The sequence below is a fragment of the Stenotrophomonas maltophilia group sp. P373 genome (genome assembly GCF_053295075.1).
Map to the genome: position 1 here is coordinate 3,049,846 of NZ_CM129994.1, position 17,556 is coordinate 3,067,401.

The following is a 17,556-nucleotide window of genomic DNA, read 5'->3' on the forward strand; positions in this document are numbered from 1 at the left end:
CAGCTGGGTTCGGGGAACCTCCTCAAGCGGGGCGCGCGGAGGTTCCCTATCGTTTCCCGGTTTTTTTGCCCAGCGTCACGCGCGCGGCCATCGCCGCGTCAGCGTTGATCGCGCTCGGCATGCGCGACGGGCCGCCGTCCAGGCCGAGCCCGGCAGCCAGATTATCCACAGCCAGCTGTACCATCGCCGTGCGCGTGGCCAGCGAGGCGCTGCCGATATGCGGCGTGAGCACCACGTTGCGCAGCGCCAGCAGCTCCGGGCGCACCTTCGGCTCGCCCTCGTACACATCCAGGCCAGCGGCCGCCAGGTGGCCGTTGGCCAGTGCGTCGGCCAGCGCCAGTTCGTCGACGATGCCGCCGCGGGCGATGTTCACCAGGGTTGCCGTCGACTTCATCTTCGCCAGCGCAGCTGCGTCGATGATGTGATGCGAGGCCGGCGTGTAGGGCAGCACCGTTACCAGATGGTCGGACTGTGCCAGCAGTGTATCCAGGTCCACGTAGGTCGCGCGGAGCGACGCCTCGGTGTCGGCCGGCAACCGTGAACGGTTGTGGTACAGCACCTTCATGCCGAAACCGTGCGCGCCGCGGCGGGCGATGCCCTGGCCGATGCGGCCCATGCCAAGGATGCCCAGCGTGCTGCCATGGACATCCGCGCCCAGCATGGTCTGGAACGACCACTGCTGCCACTGCCCTTCACGCAGCCAGCGCTCGGACTCGGTGATCCGGCGCGCGGTTGCCATCAGCAGCGCGAAACCGAGATCGGCGGTGGTTTCGGTCAACACGTCCGGCGTGTTGCTGGCCAGGATGCCGGCCGCGCTGAGCGCGTCGACATCCAGGTTGTTGTAGCCGACGCCGACATTGGCGATCACCTTCAGCTGCGTGGCATCGGCCACCTGCGCCGCACCGATGCGCTCGTTGAGGGTGATGATCGCGCCGTCGGCGCTGGCCAGCTGTGCAGCGATCTGGTCCGGCGACCAGGCGGTGACGGTGTCGGTGCTGCGCAGCTGCACGCGATCGCGCAGCGGCGCGATGGCCGCCTCGATCAGCGGCTGGCTCACCCACACGGTCGGCCGCGTGTCAGCCATCGATCTGCCCGGGAATGCGCGGGGTGATCGTGCCGACATCGCCGCACTGCGCGCGATGACGCAGCGCCTGGTCCATCAGCACCAGCGCCACCATCGCCTCGGCGATGGGCGTGGCGCGGATGCCGACGCAGGGATCGTGGCGGCCGGTGGTGACCACCTCGACCACGTTGCCGGCCGTATCCAGCGACGGGCCCGGCAGGCGCAGGCTGGACGTCGGCTTCAGGGCGATCGACGCGACGACCGGCTGGCCGGTGGAGATGCCACCGAGGATGCCGCCGGCATGGTTGCTGGCGAAGCCCTGCGGCGTCAGCAGGTCACGGTGCTCGGTGCCCTTCTGCGCGGCGCTGGCGAATCCGTCGCCGATCTCCACGCCCTTCACCGCATTGATGCTCATCAGCGCAGCGGCCAGTTCGCCGTCAAGCTTGCCGTAGATCGGCTCGCCCCAGCCCGGCGGCACGTTGTCGGCGACCACGTCCACGCGCGCACCGACCGAGTCGCCAGACTTGCGCAGCGCATCCATGTACGCCTCCAGCTCCGGCACCTGTGCGGCGTGCGGCCAGAAGAACGGATTGTCTTCCACCGCCGACCAGTCGAAACCGGCCGGGGTGATGTCGCCCAGCTGCGACAGGTAGCCACGCACGGTAACGCCGAAACGCTCGGCCAGCCACTTCTTGGCGACCACGCCGGCGGCCACGCGCATGGTGGTCTCGCGTGCCGAGGAACGGCCACCGCCACGCGGATCGCGGATGCCGTACTTGTGCCAGTAACTGTAGTCAGCATGGCCCGGGCGGAACTGCTGGCCGATATTGGCGTAATCCTTGCTGCGCTGGTCGGTGTTGCGGATCAGCAGCGCGATCGGGGTGCCGGTGGTCAGGCCCTCGTATACGCCGGACAGGATCTCGACCTCGTCGGCCTCGCGCCGCGCGGAAGTGTGCCGGCTCTTGCCAGTCGCACGGCGTTGCAGGTCGTGGGCGAATTCGGTCGCGTCCAGCGCCAGCCCCGGAGGGCAGCCATCAATCACGCAGCCGATGGCCGGCCCGTGCGACTCGCCGAACGTGGTGACGGTGAACAGCTTGCCGAACGAATTGGAGCTCACGGGCGCTGCGCCGCCAGTTCGGTGATGCGTGCGCTGTGGGCGATCAGCTCGCGGCATTCGACCGCGAAGATGCCCATCTGGCCGACCTTGAACTCGATCCAGGAAAAATCGACTTCCGGCAGCAGCTTGACCAGATGCTGTTCGGACTCACCCACTTCACAGATCAGCAGACCGTCTTCGCTCAGGTGCAGCGGGGCATCGCGCAGGATCTTCAGCACCAGGTCCAGGCCATCCTCACCGGCACGCAGGCCCATTTCCGGCTCGTAGGAATACTCCTGCGGGAGGGCATCAGTCTCGTCGTTGGTGACGTACGGCGGGTTGGTGACGATCAGGTCGTAGTGGCGGCCGGTCAGGCCATTGAACAGGTCCGACTTGATCAGGGTGACGTTGTGCGCCTGCAGGCGCTCCTTGTTCTCCTCGGCCAGCGACAGTGCGTCGTCACTCAGGTCGACGCCGTCCACTTCCCAGTTCGGGTAGTAGTGGCCCATGGCGATGGCGATGCAGCCCGAACCGGTGCAAAGATCCAGCGCGCGGCTGACATCGCGGCCGGCCAGCCACGGTTCGAAACCACATTCGATCAGTTCGGCGATCGGCGAGCGCGGCACCAGCGCGCGCGTGTCACTCTTGAAGCTCAGGCCGGCGAACCAGGCCTCACCGGTCAGGTAGGCAGCGGGGATGCGTTCGTCGATGCGACGCTGGAACAGTTCCAGCACGCGCAGCTTTTCGGCCTGCAGCAGGCGTGCCTGGCCGTAGGCCGGGCCGAGGTCGTGCGGCAGGTGCAGGCTGTGCAGCACCAGCTGGGTGGCCTCATCCAGCGCATTGTCGTAGCTGTGCCCGAAGGTCAGCCCGGCTTCGTTGAAACGGCTGGTGCCGTAGCGGATCAGATCGATGATCGTGTGGAGTTCGGCGGCCGTTTCAGCGGTCATGGCGGTACTGCTGGCAAAGTGGCCCCCGATTATAGGGGCTGGCGCCCGCGGCAGCATCCGTTGCGGCGGAAACGATCGGGCCGCAGCCGGTATGATGGAGCCCATTTCGCGTGGGAGCCCCCATGTTCAATCGCAATGCCGGCATCATCCTGCTGATCGCCCTGGCGGCGGGGCTTGGCCTGCTCGCCGCCCAGCAGGTGTTCGCGCCGAAGCCGCCGGCCAACGCCCCGGCCACCGAAGCGATCACCCTGTACCCGCAGCCGCGTGAACTGCCCGACTTCAACCTGGCCCAGTCCGACGGCACCCGCCTGATCCCGGGCGAACTGAAGGGCCACTGGACCCTGGTGTTCCTGGGCTTCACCTTCTGCCCGGACGTCTGCCCGACCACCCTGGCCGAGCTGGCCGGCGCGCAGAACCAGTGGGAGGCCCTGCCCGATGGCCTGCGCCCGCGCGTGCTGTTCATCTCGGTCGACCCGGACCGCGACAGCGCCACCCGCCTCGGCGAGTACGTGCACGGCTTCCACAAGGACACCCTGGCCGCCACCGCCGATATCCCCTCGCTGGAGCGCTTCGCCACCTCGCTGGGTTTCGTGTTCCAGAAAGTGCCGGGCAAGCATTTCGACGAAAACCCCGAGGATTACACCGTCGAGCATTCGGCCAGCCTGGCCGTGCTCGACCCGCAGGGCCGCCTTGCCGGCCTGGTGCGCCCCCCGTTCAATGCGCCGGCGATCGCCCGCGACCTGCAGAAGCTGACCGAGAAAACCGCCCCATGAGCCTCACCACCGCCCTGACGTACGCCCTGCCCCATCGCCTGCTGTCCTCGATGGCACGCTCGCTGGCGTACTCGGACGATCCGCGCGTGTCGCGCTGGCTGATCGACACCGTCACCCGCAAGTTCAACGTCAACCTGGACGAAGCGGCCAACCCGGACCCGCGCAGCTATGCGACCTTCAACCAGTTCTTCACCCGCGCGCTGAAGCCGGGCGCGCGCGTGGCCGATGCCGATCCGCGCAGCCTGGTGATGCCGGCCGACGGCCGCATCAGCCAGCTGGGGAAGATCGAGGCCGGCCGCATCTTCCAGGCCAAGGGCCAGTCGTTCACCGCCGCCGAGCTGCTGGGCAGCGACGAGGATGCCAAGCCGTACAACGACGGTCTGTACGCCACCGTGTACCTGTCACCGCGCGACTACCACCGCGTGCACATGCCGTGGACCGGCACCCTGCGTGAAACCGTGCACGTGCCAGGACGCCTGTTCAGTGTCGGTCCTGCGGCCGTCAACGGGGTGCCGCGCCTGTTCGCCCGCAACGAGCGCCTGGTCTGCCACTTCGACACCAGCTTCGGCCCGATGGTCAGCGTGATGGTTGGCGCGCTGCTGGTATCCGGCGTGGAAACCGTGTGGAGCGGCGAGGAGATCCCGGCCTACGGCGATCGCATCACCCGCAAGGACTACCGCGGCCAGGGCATCAAGCTGGAGCGTTTCGCCGAGATGGCACGCTTCAATTACGGCTCGACCGTGGTGGTGCTGCTGCCGCCGGGCGTAGCCGAATTCGCCCCGCAGCTGGGCGCCGAAAGCCCTGTGCAGCTGGGCCAGGCCCTGGCAAAGCTGCGCTGACCGTAGATCCACGCGACGCGTGGATGGATTCAACGGAATGCCGGCCAGCGGCCGGCACTACCGGGTCTGTAGAGCCGAGCACGGGCTCGGCTCTACAGTCAGAAGCGGATTACTGCAGGACCGGTGCTGGGCCGACGTCCATGCCGTCGTAGTCTTCCACGCCGTGCTCCGCGGCCAGCGCCGCGAATTCCTGGTTGCGGCCGTCCAGCGAGGCTTCGTCGTGGATTTCCACGCGCTCCACGTGCAGCACGTGGAACGGCGCGTCGCCCTCTTCCGGTTCCTGCTCGAAGAGTTCCACGAAGGTGTAGCCCTGTGCCTGCAGGTGCTGGGCCAGCGCCTGCAGCGGCTCGGCACTGGCGTGGACGAAGAAATACCCCCACAGCAACGGGCCGTTGATGTCCCAGTCGGTGTTCTCGCGGAGGTTGGCGAACAGGTTGCGGGTGGCTTCGAGGTCCATACGGATTCCAGTGGTCTTGGGAATTACTTGTCGCAGCCCTGCAGCTTCAGCGTCTGGCCCTGGCGCAGGCTGTAGGCCGGCGCCTTCAGGCCGTTGGCGCGGGCCAGGGTCGGCAGGTCGCACTGGAACTTCGCGGCGATGGCGCCCAGGGTCTCCCCCCGACCCACCTTGTGGCTGCGCGCCGGCTTCGGCCGGGCGGCCGGCGCCGGGCGCGGTGCCGCCACTGCAGCCACCGGTGCGGTCGGCACGCTGGTGGATGCAGCCGCGTCGGCCACCGGCACCACACCACCCACCGCCACGCTGCCGGTATAGCTCGCCGCGGTCGGGCGCTTGATCGCCGCGTTGAGATCAGCGGTGATCAGCGTGCGGGCGAGGTCGGCACGCGGACCACTGACACAGTTGCGCTGGTACAGGCCGGCGATGCGGGTGGTGGCGTTGATCAGCGTACCGGCCGGAATCCAGCCATCGGCCTCATAGCGCGGGTTGAGGTTGCGCAGCGCACGCATGTAGCCATCGCGGGTACCGTGGCTGCCCAGGCAGATGGTCAGTTCATAGATGGTGGTGGACTTTGCCAGCCGCAGCGTGGCCGGCTGCGCGCTGATCTTCGGGAACTCCACGCCGTACTGCTGCGGGTGCAGGAAGATCCAGGCCGCGGCAATCACCATCGGCACGTAGTCCTTGGTCTCGCCCGGGAACTGGTTGTAGACACTGTCGGTCCAGAAGCTCTGGCCGGCGCTCTGCTTGAACACGCGCGCGGCACGGCCTTCGCCACCGTTGTAGGCGGCCACCGACATTTCCACGTTGTTGTTCAGTTCGCGCAGGCGCTCGTTGAGGTAGCTGGCGCTGGCTTCAGCGGCGCTGCGCGCGTCGAAGCGGGTATCGAAGCCGGTGCCGTCCGGGCCCAGGCCGAAACGGCGGCCGGTGGCCGGCATGAACTGCATCAGGCCGGCGGCGCCGGCGCGCGAGGAAGCATGCACACGGCCGTTGGATTCCTTGGCCATGATCCCGAACAGCAGCGCCTCGGGCAGGCCGCGCTTTTCCCACTCCGGCCACATCACCGCGCGCAGGTTCTGGTAATTCTCGTAGCTGGTCAGCAGCGCCGGTCGCATGTCGGTCAGCCAGCGACGGATGCCGGCCTGCACCGCCGGGTTGTACTCGACCATGCTGTCGAAGGCGTGCCGTTTGTCGTTCAACAGCGCGGCAGCGCGCGCGGCCTCGGGCACGTCGGCGGTGAGGGGGCCGATGTGGTCCGGGTCGGCTTCCAGACGGTCACCGCCCTCATCGGCCACGTCATCGCTGGCGGCGGCATCGGCGTCGTGCTTGAGCAGGCGCTTGTAGCTGGCCAGCAGGGTCCCCATCTGGCAGCCCTTCTGCTTGACGCAGTCGTTGAGGACATCTTCCATGTCCTCCAGCGCGGCATCGGCTTCGTTGCTGCCCTTGGGGTCGGCGTTGGCGACCAGCAGCAGGGCATCGCCGTAGCGCTTTTCGGCGGCGGTCATGCGCTGCTGCAGCGCATCCACCTTCACCTTGTCCCGGGCCGAAACCCGCTGTGCGTGGGCGTCGGGCGCCAGGGAAACCAGGCCGGCCAGGGCCAGCAGCGGCCAACCGCGGGAAATCAGGACAGGAACGGGCATTGATGGCACTGTGTGCGAAACAGGCAGGCAGAGTAGCGGCGCCGCCAAGGTCCGGGCAAGCCGACCTTCGGACCGTCACTGCCGGCGGTTAACATTGGGCTATTCATCACAAGGGCTGGACCATGGATCCGATTCTGCTCGGCAAAGGCATTACCGACGATGTTGCCGTCACCCTGCTGCCGAAACTCGGCAACCGCCACGGACTGGTGGCCGGCGCCACCGGTACCGGCAAGACCGTGACCCTGATGACCCTGGCCGAGGGCTTCTCGCGACGGGGCGTGCCGGTGTTCCTGGCCGATGTGAAGGGCGATGTCTCCGGCCTGGCCGTGCCCGGCACCGGCGCGGAAAACCTGCTCCAGCGTGCCGCCGAGATCGGCGTGGCCGACTATGCGCCAGCCGCCAGCCCCACCATCTTCTGGGACCTGTACGGCAAACTGGGCCACCCGGTGCGCACCACGGTCAGCGAGATGGGCCCGACCCTGCTGTCGCGCATCCTCGAATTGAACGACACCCAGGCCGGGGTACTCGACATCGTATTCAAGCTGGCCGACGACCGCGGCCTGCTGCTGCTGGACATGGACGACCTGCGCGCCCTGCTCGGCCTGGTTGCCGAGGAGCGCAAGGACATTTCCACCGAGTACGGCCTGGTCAGTGCGCAGTCGATCGCGGCGATCCAGCGTTCGGTGCTGCGCCTGGCGCAGGACGGTGGCGAGAATTTCTTCGGCGAACCGGCACTTGAACTGGCCGACATCATGCGGGTCAACCACGACGGCCGCGGCATGATCGGCATCCTCGCCGCCGACCAGCTGGTGCTCAAGCCCAAGCTCTATTCCACTTTCCTGCTGTGGCTGCTGTCGGAACTGTTCGAGCAGCTGCCGGAAGTGGGCGACCTGGACAAGCCGAAGCTGGTCTTCATCTTCGACGAAGCGCACCTGCTGTTCGATGATGCACCGCCGTCGCTGGTGCAGCGCATCGAGCAGGTGGTGCGCCTGATCCGCTCCAAGGGCGTGGGCGTGTACTTCTGCTCGCAGTTCCCCGACGACGTGCCGGGCAACATTCTCGGCCAGCTGGGCAATCGCGTTCAGCACGCACTGCGTGCGTTCACCCCGCGCGACCAGAAGGCGGTGAAAACCGCGGCCGAGACGTTCGTGCCGAATCCGAAGCTGGACGTGGCCAAGGTGCTGAGCCAGCTCGGCACCGGCGAGGCACTGGTATCCACGCTGCAGGACAAGGGCGTGCCGATGCCCGTGCAGCAGACGTTGATCGCGCCGCCGCGCTGCCGGATGGGACCGATCACCGAGGCCGAGCGTGCACAGGTTCGCGCCGGCAGCCCGGTCGGCAGCCGCTACGACACCGCGATCAACCGCGAATCGGCCGCCGAACTGCTGGCCCAGCGCGCGCAGAAGAGCATCGAGCAGGCACAGGCGCCGGCCGCGCGCAGCCGCGAGCAGGACGAAGCTCAGGAAGGTGGTTTCGGCCAGGCCATCAAGGACGCGATCTTCGGCACCAAGCGCCGCCAGGGCATGATCGAAACCATGGCCAAGCAGACCACGCGCACTGTCGGCACCAAGCTGGGCAACCAGATCGTGCGCGGCATCCTCGGTGGCATCTTCGGCGGCAAGCGCTAGCTGCCCCTGCTGGGGTCAGAGCCCTTTCCGCTGGAAAGGGATCTGACCCTGCTCTCTCATTCGTCATCCAGAAAAGAAGTCGTATTGCATGTCCCGTTGGCGTCCCCCCGCAGAAAAAAGCACCGCCCTGATCACCGCTTCCGGGCATGCGCGACTGAAGGCCGAACTGGATGAGCTATGGCGCGTGCGCCGCCCGGAAGTGGTGAAAGCGCTCGCCGCCGCTGCAGCAGAAGGCGACCGTTCCGAAAACGCCGAGTACACCTACCGCAAGAAGCAACTGGGCGAGATCGACCGCCGCGTGCGCTACCTGACCAAGCGGCTGGAATCGCTGCGCGTGGTCGATACGACGCCAACCGATCCGCTCGCAGTGTTCTTCGGCGCGTGGGTGGAACTGGAGAACGTGGACAGCGGCGACACCAGCCGCTATCGCATTGTCGGCCCGGATGAGACCGATGCGGGCCTGGGCTGGATCAGCATCGATTCCCCCCTGGCGCGTGCGCTGCTGAAGAAGCGGCTGGATGATGAGTTCTCGGTGGAGCTGCCCGGCGGGCAGTTCACCTTTGCAGTGATCGGCGTGGAGTACGAGCCTGTGTAGCGTCGAGCCATGCCCGACCTCGCCGCCGTTGTAGAGCCGAGCCCATGCTCGGCTGATGGGCAACGCAGCCGAGCATGGGCTCGGCTCTACAACGGTGGCGGGTACGTGCGCCCTGCACGCAGCGGGCGGAAATAGTCGGCATTGCGGTAGAAGGTAGAATCCTGCACGTCGTGCCAGCCTGGGATTCCAGCCAACGGCAGCGGACGCAGCTGCAGCGGATCGGTCACTGCCCTGCCCTCGGCAATGGAAGCGCTCACCACGTCGACACAGGCGGCTTCGACATCGCCCTGCACCACCACGCACTTGCCGACCAGCAATCGCCCCGGTAGCAGGGCCTGTTCCATCAGCGCATGCCCGAATACCACAGTGATGGCGATGTCACCGCTCTGCCAGTTCACCGGGTCAAACAACGCGGGCCAGTCGTGTGCATCCCAGGCAACCCGCAGTGAGTCATCGCGCACACGCACGATCACGCCGGTTTCGTCGAACTGGGTCAAGGCGGCCTGCGCGCGATTGCGCTGGCCGGGTGGCATCGCCTCGATATGCAGGCACTGCCGCACGTTGAGCGCGCGCTTCAGCTGCGGCTGTGAGGCCCACACCAGCGCATTGAACAGGTCGTGCCAGTTGCCGGCACGGGTGGCGATGCGTCCCTGCGCGATACGCGCCTCATAATGCAGGCCATCGGCCAGCAACGCGGCGTCCTGTTCAACCAGGCGCTTGCCAGGCACGGCCAGACGTGCATCGAGCGCCGCGATGGACGGCCACGCGGTGCCGTCCAGCAGGTCACGGAAGTCCTGAAGTCCGGCAAACAGCGGATGCTCGAACTGCCGTGCAGCTACCGCCGCACGTGGCGGCGGTACGAAGCGTCGTGAACCGCCGCCGTTGCCGGTGGCGGCCGTCGCAGCGGTCACAGCACCTTGAGGTCGAACGCCGGACGGGGGGCGGCCGTCAGCGCGTCACCATACAGGTCGTGCTCGTCGCTCTCGGTGATCTCCACCTCGACGAATTCGCCCACGCGCAGCGGCACCTGGTCGGCATTCTGGATGTGCACCAGGCCGTCGATCTCCGGGGCATCGGCCTTGGAACGGGCCACGGCGATGTCGCCTTCGATGGCGTCGACCAGGCACTGCTGCACGGTGCCGATCTTGGCCTCAAGGCGTGCAGCGGAAATCTGCGCCTGCTTCTCCATGAAGCGGGCCAGACGCTCCTGCTTCACTTCCTCCGGCACAGCATCGGGCAGATCGTTGGCGGTCGCCCCTTCAACCGGCGAATAGGCGAACGCACCCACGCGATCCAGCTGCGCTTCGTCAAGGAACGACAGCAGTTCCTCGAACTCGGCTTCGGTCTCGCCGGGGAAGCCGACGATGAAGGTCGAACGCACAGTGATGTCCGGCGCGATACGGCGCCAGTTCTGCACGCGCTCCAGGGTCTTCTCCACCGCGCCGGGGCGCTTCATCAGGCGCAGGATGCGCGGGCTGGCGTGCTGGAACGGGATATCCAGGTACGGCAGGATGCGATTCTCGGCCATCAACGGCACCACTTCGTCCACGTGCGGATACGGGTACACGTAGTGCATGCGCACCCATGCATCCAGCTCCGACAGGCCTTCGCACAGCGCCTTCAGGCGGGTCTGGTAGGCCTTGTTGCGCCACATCTTCTCGGCGTACTTCACGTCCACGCCGTAAGCCGAGGTGTCCTGCGACACCACCAGCAGCTCACGCACGCCGCCACGCACCAGGCGCTCGGCTTCGCGCAGCACCTCATCCACCGGGCGCGAGACCAGCTTGCCGCGCATCGACGGAATGATGCAGAAGCTGCACTTGTGGTTGCAGCCTTCGGAAATCTTCAGGTAGGCGTAATGGCGCGGGGTCAGCTTGATGCCGTAGTCGGGCACCAGGTCCACGAACGGATCGTGCTTGGGCGGCAGTGCTTCATGCACCGCTTCCATCACGCTCTGGTAATCCTGCGGGCCGGACACCGCCAGCACGTTGGGGTACGCCTCGCGGATCTGCTCAGGGCGCTTGCCCAGGCAGCCGGTGACGATGACCTTGCCGTTCTGGTTCATCGCTTCGCCAATCGCGTCCAGCGACTCGGTCACCGCAGAATCGATGAAGCCGCAGGTGTTGACCACCACCACGTCGGCCGAATCATAGGACGGGACGATGTCGTAGCCTTCCGAACGGAGCTGGGTGAGGATGCGCTCGGAATCGACGAGGGCCTTCGGGCAGCCAAGGCTGACGAAGCCGACTTTGGGGTTCAGCTGGGACATGGAATCGCGGGACTCTGGGGGCCTGGGCCCCTGCCGGCATGGCAGGGGTTCCTGGGGGCCGGGGCCTGAAAGGGCGCCAGTATACCGGGGTTGGCGGCCGCGCTCTGAATGGCCAGCCGCCCGATCCCGCACAGCCGCTGACATCGCGCTAACCCATGCAGCACCGACAATGCCGTTCTGTTCCCCACAACGAGATGGAAACGATGGCCGAGTGGATCACCCTGGATACGCATCACGGCCCGGTACGGGCCTGGCAGGCCCTGCCGGAGGGTACCGCGCGCGGCGGCCTGGTGGTGGTGCAGGAAATCTTCGGCGCCAATCCGCATATTCGCAGCGTGGCCGAACGCTTCGCGGCGGAAGGCTATGCGGTGCTGGCGCCCTCGTTCTTTGACCTGCTCGATGGCCCCGACGCCGATCCGGACGCGCTGCCCTACGACGCCGAAGGCGTGAAGCAGGGCCTGGAACGGGTCGGCGCGCTGGGCATGGAGCGTGCGCTGGAAGTGGTCCGCGCGGCGGCGACCCGGCTGGCCCCCTACGGCAAGGTCGGCACCGTCGGCTACTGCTGGGGCGGTACGGTGGCGATGCTGTCCGCAGTGCGCCTGGGACTGCCGTCGGTCAGCTACTACGGTGCGCGCAACGTCCAGTTCCTCGATGAGCCACCCAAGGCGCCGGTGATCTTCCACTTCGGCGCCCAGGACCGCAGCATCCCGCCAGAAGCCGTGCAGGCCCACCGCGAAAAGCTGCCGCAGATGGCCACCTACGTCTATCCGGCCGATCATGCCTTCAACCGGGAGGTCGGACATGCGTATGATCCAGACAGCGCCGCCCTGGCGCTGCAACGCACCCTGGACTTCTTCTCGGAGCATCTTGGATGAGCGAATTCGAACTCGATTCACGCCTGGCCGCCGATAGCGTGCTGGTGGCGGAAGGACCGTTGTCGCAAGTGCGGCTGATGAACGACGAACGATTCCCCTGGCTGGTGCTGGTACCGCGCCTGGCCGGGGTCACCGAGTGGATCGAGCTGGACGGCGAGCAGCAGGACAAGCTCCGCACCGAGCTCAACCGCGCCTGCAAGGCCCTGAAGGGCTCCGACGGGGTGGAAAAGATCAACATCGGGGCGCTGGGCAATATCGTGCGCCAGCTGCATTTCCATGTGATCGGCCGCCACGACGGTGATCCGGCCTGGCCGGGCCCGGTCTGGGGCAGCGGCCCGGCGCACCGCTACGAGCCGGCGGCGCTGGACCAGCATGTCGCCTACTGGAAGGAACGGCTAGGATATCCGGCCCTGTCCTGAGCCTTCGCCGACCCGATGCGATTCAACCTCGTTGCCGCCGTCCTGCTGATCCTGATCGGCCTGTTCATGCTCGCCAGCAATCTCGGCTGGACGCACCTGAACCTGTCCAAGCTGCTGCTGACCTGGTGGCCGGTGGCCCTGGTGGGTGTCGGCATCGCGATGCTGTTCGGTCGCGGCAAATAAGGAAGGCGGCGCATTGCGCCGCCTTCCTTCATGTGGAGCCGGGCCATGCTCGGCTGCCCTGCCTTGAAGCCGAGCATGGCTCGGCTCTACAGATCGCCTGCAATCTTCAGGTCCGCGGCAGGGTCACGCCGGTCTGGCCCTGGTACTTGCCGCCACGGTCGCGGTACGACGTCTCGCAGATGTCATCGGCGGCCGCCTGGAAGAACAGCATCTGCGCCACGCCTTCGTTGGCGTAGATGCGCGCCGGCAGCGGCGTGGTGTTGCTGAATTCCAGGGTGACGTGGCCTTCCCATTCCGGCTCCAGCGGCGTCACGTTGACGATGATGCCGCAGCGCGCGTAGGTGCTCTTGCCCAGGCACACCACCAGGGTATCGCGCGGAATGCGGAAGTATTCCACGGTACGCGCCAGCGCGAAGCTGTTCGGCGGGATGATGCACTCATCGCCGACGATATCCACGAAGCTGCCCGGATCGAAGTGCTTGGGATCGACGATCGTCGAGTTGATGTTGGTGAACACCTTGAACTCGCGCGAGCAGCGCACGTCATAGCCATAGCTGGACGTGCCATAGCTGACGATGCGCTGGCCGTTGGCCTGCTTGACCTGCCCGGCCTCGAACGGCTCGATCATGCCGTGCTGCTCGGACATGCGGCGGATCCAACGGTCACTCTTGATGCTCATGCTTTGTCCTGGGGGTACGAGGGGGCGCGAGGATTCTAGCAGGGGGCCGGCCTGCGCCGGCGGCCCCTGCCCCGGCACTTACAGCAGCGAGGACAGGATCGGGATCGAGGCCCGCGGGCGCTTGCCGACTTCCTCGATCAGGCGCTGCGCGGCATGGCGGTAGGCCTGGGCCGGTGCCGAATCCGGCTGGGCCACGGTGATCGGCGTGCCTGCATCGCCCTGCTCGCGGATGCCGATCTGCAGCGGCAGCGACCCCAGCAGCGGCACGCCGTACTGCGCGGCCATGCGCTCGCCGCCACCCTCGCCGAACAGGTGCTCGATGTGCCCGCAGCTGCTGCACGTGTGCACCGCCATGTTCTCGACGATGCCCAGCACCGGCACCTCGACCTTCTCGAACATCTTCAGCGCCTTCTTCGCATCCAGCGTGGCGATGTCCTGCGGCGTGGTGACGATCACTGCACCGGCCAGCGGAATCTTCTGGGTCAGGGTCAGCTGGATGTCACCCGTGCCGGGCGGCAGGTCGATCAGCAGGAAATCCAGGTCGTCCCACAGGGTATCGTTGAACAGCTGGGTCATCGCCGAGGTGGCCATCGGGCCGCGCCAGATCATCGGGGTGTCTTCTTCGATCAGGTAGCCGATCGACATGGTGTCCACGCCGAACGCACGCAGCGGCTCGATGCTCTTGTTGTCCGGGCTTTCCGGGCGGCCGGACAGCCCCAGCATGGCCGGCACGCTGGGGCCGTAGATGTCGGCGTCGAGCACGCCCACCCGCGCACCGAGCTGCTGCAGCGCCACGGCCAGGTTCACCGAGGTGGTGGACTTGCCGACGCCGCCCTTGCCCGAACCGACCGCGATGACATTGCGGATGCGGGCATGCGGCGTAAGTCCCTTCTGGACCTGGCTGGCATGGGGACGGCGGGGAGAACTGTTCACAACGAGCACCGGCGGAGTCAGGGGGATAACCCAACATCATACAAGCTGGACGTAACCTGACTGAAATTCAGGATTGCGACGGATTCGTGCACAGATTGTTAAGTTCATGTTACGTTCGATCAGCACTGTTTTGAGCTGCGGAGCCCGCTGTTCCGGCCCGCGCGATGGCGCATGCGCAGTGCCGTTTTTGTTTTTTGCTCTCCATTGGAACTACATGAAACACGTCAGCAATACCGCACGTCGCAACACGCTCGCCGTCGCCCTGATTTCCGCTCTGATGGCCGCCGCCCCGGCAATGGCCCAGGACAAGGCGACCAACCTGGACAAGATCACCGTCACCGGTTCGCTGATCCCGCAGACCCAGGTCGAAACCCAGACCCCGGTGATGTCCATCACCGCCGAAGACATCCAGACCCGCGGCTTCAGCAGTGTTGCTGAAGTGCTGCAGCAGTCATCGCTGACCACCGGCGGCCTGCAGGGTGGCCAGACCTCGGGTGCGTTCACCCAAGGCGCCGAAGCCGCCGGCATGTTCGGCCTGAATCCGGGCTACACCAAGTACCTGATCAACGGCCGCCCGATGCTCTCGTATCCGGCGCTGTACAACGGCAGCGAGTCGTTCAACAACATCAGCGGCATTCCGATCGACATCGTCGAGCGCATCGAAGTCCTGCCGGGCGGCCAGTCGTCGCTGTATGGCTCGGACGCGATCGCCGGCGTGGTCAACATCATCCTGAAGGAACGCATGGACGGCGGCACGATGTCGATCCGTGGCGGTACCTACACCGAAGGTGGTGGCAGCAACATCCGCTTCAGCGCCGCCAAGGGCTTCAACGCGTTCGACGACCGCTTCCACGCCCTGGTCAACGTGCAGATCGAAAACGGCAGCCCGATCTGGGGCTACCAGCGTGACATCACCAAGCAGAACAACCCTGTCGGTTACACCGCGCAGCTGCCGTCGAACGACTTTGCTGTCATCGGCAACGCCGACAACAAGCTGTACATGATGGACCCGACCCGCTGCGCCAACGTGGCAGGCCTGTACGACGGCACCACCACCGTCGGCAAGCGTGCATCGGGCGAATCGTGCGGCTCGGTGTACAGCGCCGGCTACAAGACCCTGAAGAACGGCAAGAACAGCGGCCAGTTCTACTCGTCGATGACCTTCGACGTGAACGACAACTTCCAGCTGTTCGCCGACGTGCTGTACAGCAAGGAAAAGACCGAATTCACCTCCGGCTCCAGCGCCCTGTGGTGGGGCACCAAGTCGGTGATGGGCGGCTTCTACGACCAGGGCCTGGGCAAGGTCGTGAACCTGCAGCGCGCCTTCGCGCCGGAAGAAATCGGCCCGGGCCACTACAACAACATCCTGAACTCCGATGAGAGCCGTTCCTACCAGGTCACCCTGGGCGGCAAGGGCATGGTCGGCGACTGGGACTACAGCGCCAGCTTCACCCGCGGCGAATACCGTCTGGACCAGAACCGCTTCGCGCGCTGGAAGGACAAGATCGAAGGCTTCTTCGGCGACACCGTGCTGGGCCCGCGCCTGGGCACCACCGCTGATGGCTTCGGCATCTACAACCCGAACTACACCGCCTTCTACTCGCCGATCACCCCGGACCAGTTCGCCAGCTTCACCGGCTATGGCACCCACCGCAGCAAGACCTGGCAGAACCTCGGTCGCGTGCAGGTGACCAACGGTTCGCTGTTCTCCCTGCCGGGCGGCGACGCCGGCCTGGCCGTCGTGCTGGAAGGCGGCAGCGAGGGTTGGGATTACTCGCCCGACCAGGCCTTCGTCGATGGCAACGCGTGGGGCGCCAGCGCCGTGGCCGGTGCCGGCCACCGCAGCAACTACGCGGTGACCAGCGAACTGCGCATGCCGGTGTTCGAGTCGCTGACCATCAGCGCCTCGGGCCGCTATGACGCCTTCAAGATCGCCGACAAGACCGTCGACAAGGCCACCTACAGCATCGGCCTGGAATACCGTCCGGTGGAAAGCCTGCTGCTGCGCGGCAAGTACGGCACCGCGTTCCGCGCGCCGACCCTGTCCGATGCCTTCCAGGGCATGAGCGGCTCGTTCGCCTCCGGCCAGAACGACTACTACCGCTGCAGCCAGATGGGTTACGCGCTGCGTGACGAAGCCTGCTCGTTCTACAAGACCACCTCGGTGTACAGCGAAAAGTCCGGCAACCCGGACCTGAAGCCGATCACCGCCGACGTGTGGAGCGCAGGCGTGGTGTGGGCCCCGGTGAGCAACTTCTCGCTGTCGGTCGACTACTACAACTGGAAGATCAAGAACGAGGTCAAGACCCTGAGCACCGACCAGCTGCTGCTGGCCGAGTACCAGTGCCACAACGGCCTGCCGAACAACACCTCGGCCAGCTGCCAGAACGTGACCGACTGGGTGACCCGCGACGCCGGTGGCAACCTGACCCGCGTGTACACCCCGAAGCTCAACGTGGCCAGCCAGAACCTGGAAGCGGTGACCGTCGGTGCCAAGTACCAGCAGGACCTGGGCCGCTTCGGTTCGCTGATGTTCTCCGGCAACTACACCAACATGCTCAAGCGTGAAGTGGTGGCCCTGCCGGGTGCGCAGAAGCTGGACCTGCTGAGCGATCCGTACAACATGTGGTACTACGACAACTTCGCCAAGGTACGCGGCGACGTGTCGGTGGGCTGGGCCATCTCCAAGTTCACCACCACCGTGTACGCGAACTACGTCGGCAGCACCCCGAACTACCTGGCCTACACCGGCCGCAGCTACGACTACGTCCACTCCTCCGGCGCCAAGGCCGGCAAGTGGGGCTCGTACACCACGTACAACATGAGCCTGAACTACCAGGCACAGGACGATCTGACCCTGTCGCTGATGGTCAACAACGTGTTCAACAAGCTGCCGGAAGGCCAGCGCTACAACTACCCGGGCAACGAATCGACCCCGTTCAACGACGGCTTCTACAGCGTCTACGGCCGTCAGATCTCGGCCCAGGTCAAGTACGACTTCTAATCCCGTCGTATTCCGGACCGCGTGTCTGGACCAGGCCCCGCTTCGGCGGGGCCTTTTTTTTTCCTACGATCAGGCCGAACCGTCCCATTCAGGAAAAAGTCACTTTCGAACGGAATGGTGACAATGCGATACAGATCAAACAGATACGTTGATTTAGACGCG

17 protein-coding genes are annotated in these 17,556 nt (G+C 66.1%); 8 read left to right on the forward strand and 9 right to left on the reverse strand.

Annotated features, from left to right (window positions below; all coding sequences use genetic code 11):
* Positions 1–46: 46 nt before the first annotated feature.
* From ACSYHF_RS14265 to prmB, 3 genes are read right to left on the reverse strand one after another with little or no spacing between them, the layout of a single operon-like run.
* Complete coding sequence (locus tag ACSYHF_RS14265; RefSeq protein WP_447575750.1) at positions 47–1,084, reverse strand: 2-hydroxyacid dehydrogenase; 1,038 nt, start codon at positions 1,082–1,084, stop codon at positions 47–49.
* Positions 1,077–2,180: a chorismate synthase gene (gene aroC, locus ACSYHF_RS14270; RefSeq protein ID WP_005417989.1), complete on the reverse strand. Its 1,104-nt coding sequence runs from the start codon at positions 2,178–2,180 to the stop codon at positions 1,077–1,079. Before aroC ends, ACSYHF_RS14265 begins: the two co-directional genes overlap by 8 nt.
* The gene (gene prmB / locus ACSYHF_RS14275) at positions 2,177–3,106 is read right to left on the reverse strand and encodes a 50S ribosomal protein L3 N(5)-glutamine methyltransferase (protein WP_279946130.1); all 930 of its coding nucleotides are present in this window, start codon (positions 3,104–3,106) and stop codon (positions 2,177–2,179) included. Before prmB ends, aroC begins: the two co-directional genes overlap by 4 nt.
* 122 nt (positions 3,107–3,228) lie before the next feature.
* On the opposite strand from prmB, the gene ACSYHF_RS14280 reads away from it, so the two are divergent.
* Together ACSYHF_RS14280 and asd are read left to right on the forward strand one after the other, a co-directional pair.
* Entirely contained in the window at positions 3,229–3,879 is a 651-nt protein-coding gene (locus ACSYHF_RS14280; protein ID WP_005417991.1) for an SCO family protein, read from the forward strand.
* Positions 3,876–4,718, forward strand: coding sequence for an archaetidylserine decarboxylase (gene asd, locus ACSYHF_RS14285; RefSeq protein ID WP_053501139.1), 843 nt, complete (start codon positions 3,876–3,878; stop codon positions 4,716–4,718). The genes ACSYHF_RS14280 and asd overlap by 4 nt, the downstream gene beginning before the upstream one ends.
* A 109-nt stretch (positions 4,719–4,827) precedes the next feature.
* On the opposite strand, the gene ACSYHF_RS14290 is transcribed toward asd, so the two are convergent.
* Entirely contained in the window at positions 4,828–5,175 is a 348-nt protein-coding gene (locus ACSYHF_RS14290; protein WP_005417993.1) for a ribonuclease E inhibitor RraB, read from the reverse strand.
* Between the two features lie 23 nt (positions 5,176–5,198).
* Positions 5,199–6,809 carry a transglycosylase SLT domain-containing protein gene (locus ACSYHF_RS14295; protein ID WP_053501135.1) on the reverse strand — a complete coding sequence of 537 codons (1,611 nt, stop codon included), beginning with the start codon at positions 6,807–6,809 and terminating at the stop codon, positions 5,199–5,201.
* Positions 6,810–6,931: 122 nt separating this feature from the next.
* Between ACSYHF_RS14295 and ACSYHF_RS14300 the strand changes: the two genes are divergently transcribed.
* Together ACSYHF_RS14300 and greB are read left to right on the forward strand one after the other, a co-directional pair.
* Positions 6,932–8,437: a helicase HerA-like domain-containing protein gene (locus tag ACSYHF_RS14300; RefSeq protein ID WP_005418005.1), complete on the forward strand. Its 1,506-nt coding sequence runs from the start codon at positions 6,932–6,934 to the stop codon at positions 8,435–8,437.
* 88 nt (positions 8,438–8,525) lie between these two features.
* Positions 8,526–9,032, forward strand: coding sequence for a transcription elongation factor GreB (greB, locus tag ACSYHF_RS14305; RefSeq protein ID WP_005418006.1), 507 nt, complete (start codon positions 8,526–8,528; stop codon positions 9,030–9,032).
* Positions 9,033–9,118: 86 nt separating this feature from the next.
* Here the strand turns inward: greB and ACSYHF_RS14310 are convergent, their stop codons facing one another.
* Together ACSYHF_RS14310 and rimO are read right to left on the reverse strand one after the other, a co-directional pair.
* Positions 9,119–9,943, reverse strand: a complete 825-nt coding sequence (locus tag ACSYHF_RS14310) for a DUF3025 domain-containing protein (RefSeq protein WP_447575751.1) — start codon at positions 9,941–9,943, stop codon at positions 9,119–9,121.
* On the reverse strand, positions 9,940–11,301 hold the full coding sequence (gene rimO / locus ACSYHF_RS14315) for a 30S ribosomal protein S12 methylthiotransferase RimO (RefSeq protein ID WP_134955454.1): 1,362 nt from the start codon (positions 11,299–11,301) through the stop codon (positions 9,940–9,942). Before rimO ends, ACSYHF_RS14310 begins: the two co-directional genes overlap by 4 nt.
* 203 nt (positions 11,302–11,504) lie before the next feature.
* Here rimO and ACSYHF_RS14320 point away from each other — a divergent pair, with 203 nt between their 5' ends.
* Genes ACSYHF_RS14320 through ACSYHF_RS14330 form a run of 3 tightly spaced genes read left to right on the forward strand, consistent with a single transcriptional unit; the run spans position 11,505 to position 12,778 of the window.
* Positions 11,505–12,176 carry a dienelactone hydrolase family protein gene (locus tag ACSYHF_RS14320; RefSeq protein WP_111126966.1) on the forward strand — a complete coding sequence of 224 codons (672 nt, stop codon included), beginning with the start codon at positions 11,505–11,507 and terminating at the stop codon, positions 12,174–12,176.
* The gene (locus tag ACSYHF_RS14325) at positions 12,173–12,595 is read left to right on the forward strand and encodes an HIT domain-containing protein (RefSeq protein ID WP_005418010.1); all 423 of its coding nucleotides are present in this window, start codon (positions 12,173–12,175) and stop codon (positions 12,593–12,595) included. Before ACSYHF_RS14320 ends, ACSYHF_RS14325 begins: the two co-directional genes overlap by 4 nt.
* Before the next feature lie 15 nt (positions 12,596–12,610).
* Positions 12,611–12,778: a LiaI-LiaF-like domain-containing protein gene (locus tag ACSYHF_RS14330; RefSeq protein WP_005418011.1), complete on the forward strand. Its 168-nt coding sequence runs from the start codon at positions 12,611–12,613 to the stop codon at positions 12,776–12,778.
* 106 nt (positions 12,779–12,884) lie between these two features.
* On the opposite strand, the gene dcd is transcribed toward ACSYHF_RS14330, so the two are convergent.
* Together dcd and apbC are read right to left on the reverse strand one after the other, a co-directional pair.
* Positions 12,885–13,457, reverse strand: coding sequence for a dCTP deaminase (gene dcd / locus ACSYHF_RS14335; protein ID WP_005418012.1), 573 nt, complete (start codon positions 13,455–13,457; stop codon positions 12,885–12,887).
* Between the two features lie 78 nt (positions 13,458–13,535).
* Positions 13,536–14,390, reverse strand: a complete 855-nt coding sequence (gene apbC / locus ACSYHF_RS14340) for an iron-sulfur cluster carrier protein ApbC (protein WP_005418013.1) — start codon at positions 14,388–14,390, stop codon at positions 13,536–13,538.
* Positions 14,391–14,604: 214 nt separating this feature from the next.
* On the opposite strand from apbC, the gene ACSYHF_RS14345 reads away from it, so the two are divergent.
* Complete coding sequence (locus tag ACSYHF_RS14345) at positions 14,605–17,394, forward strand: TonB-dependent receptor plug domain-containing protein (protein WP_072168514.1); 2,790 nt, start codon at positions 14,605–14,607, stop codon at positions 17,392–17,394.
* The last annotated feature ends 162 nt before the right edge of the window (positions 17,395–17,556 follow it).

Coding starts and splice junctions, on each gene's coding strand:
- ACSYHF_RS14280 (WP_005417991.1), top strand. CDS start 3,229: ATGTTCAATCGCAATGCCGGCATCATCCTGCTGATCGCCCTGGCGGCG.
- ACSYHF_RS14330 (WP_005418011.1), top strand. CDS start 12,611: ATGCGATTCAACCTCGTTGCCGCCGTCCTGCTGATCCTGATCGGCCTG.
- dcd (WP_005418012.1), bottom strand. CDS start 13,457: ATGAGCATCAAGAGTGACCGTTGGATCCGCCGCATGTCCGAGCAGCAC.
- rimO (WP_134955454.1), bottom strand. CDS start 11,301: ATGTCCCAGCTGAACCCCAAAGTCGGCTTCGTCAGCCTTGGCTGCCCG.
- asd (WP_053501139.1), top strand. CDS start 3,876: ATGAGCCTCACCACCGCCCTGACGTACGCCCTGCCCCATCGCCTGCTG.
- greB (WP_005418006.1), top strand. CDS start 8,526: ATGTCCCGTTGGCGTCCCCCCGCAGAAAAAAGCACCGCCCTGATCACC.
- ACSYHF_RS14300 (WP_005418005.1), top strand. CDS start 6,932: ATGGATCCGATTCTGCTCGGCAAAGGCATTACCGACGATGTTGCCGTC.
- ACSYHF_RS14320 (WP_111126966.1), top strand. CDS start 11,505: ATGGCCGAGTGGATCACCCTGGATACGCATCACGGCCCGGTACGGGCC.
- prmB (WP_279946130.1), bottom strand. CDS start 3,106: ATGACCGCTGAAACGGCCGCCGAACTCCACACGATCATCGATCTGATC.
- ACSYHF_RS14325 (WP_005418010.1), top strand. CDS start 12,173: ATGAGCGAATTCGAACTCGATTCACGCCTGGCCGCCGATAGCGTGCTG.
- ACSYHF_RS14290 (WP_005417993.1), bottom strand. CDS start 5,175: ATGGACCTCGAAGCCACCCGCAACCTGTTCGCCAACCTCCGCGAGAAC.
- ACSYHF_RS14265 (WP_447575750.1), bottom strand. CDS start 1,084: ATGGCTGACACGCGGCCGACCGTGTGGGTGAGCCAGCCGCTGATCGAG.
- ACSYHF_RS14345 (WP_072168514.1), top strand. CDS start 14,605: ATGAAACACGTCAGCAATACCGCACGTCGCAACACGCTCGCCGTCGCC.
- ACSYHF_RS14295 (WP_053501135.1), bottom strand. CDS start 6,809: ATGCCCGTTCCTGTCCTGATTTCCCGCGGTTGGCCGCTGCTGGCCCTG.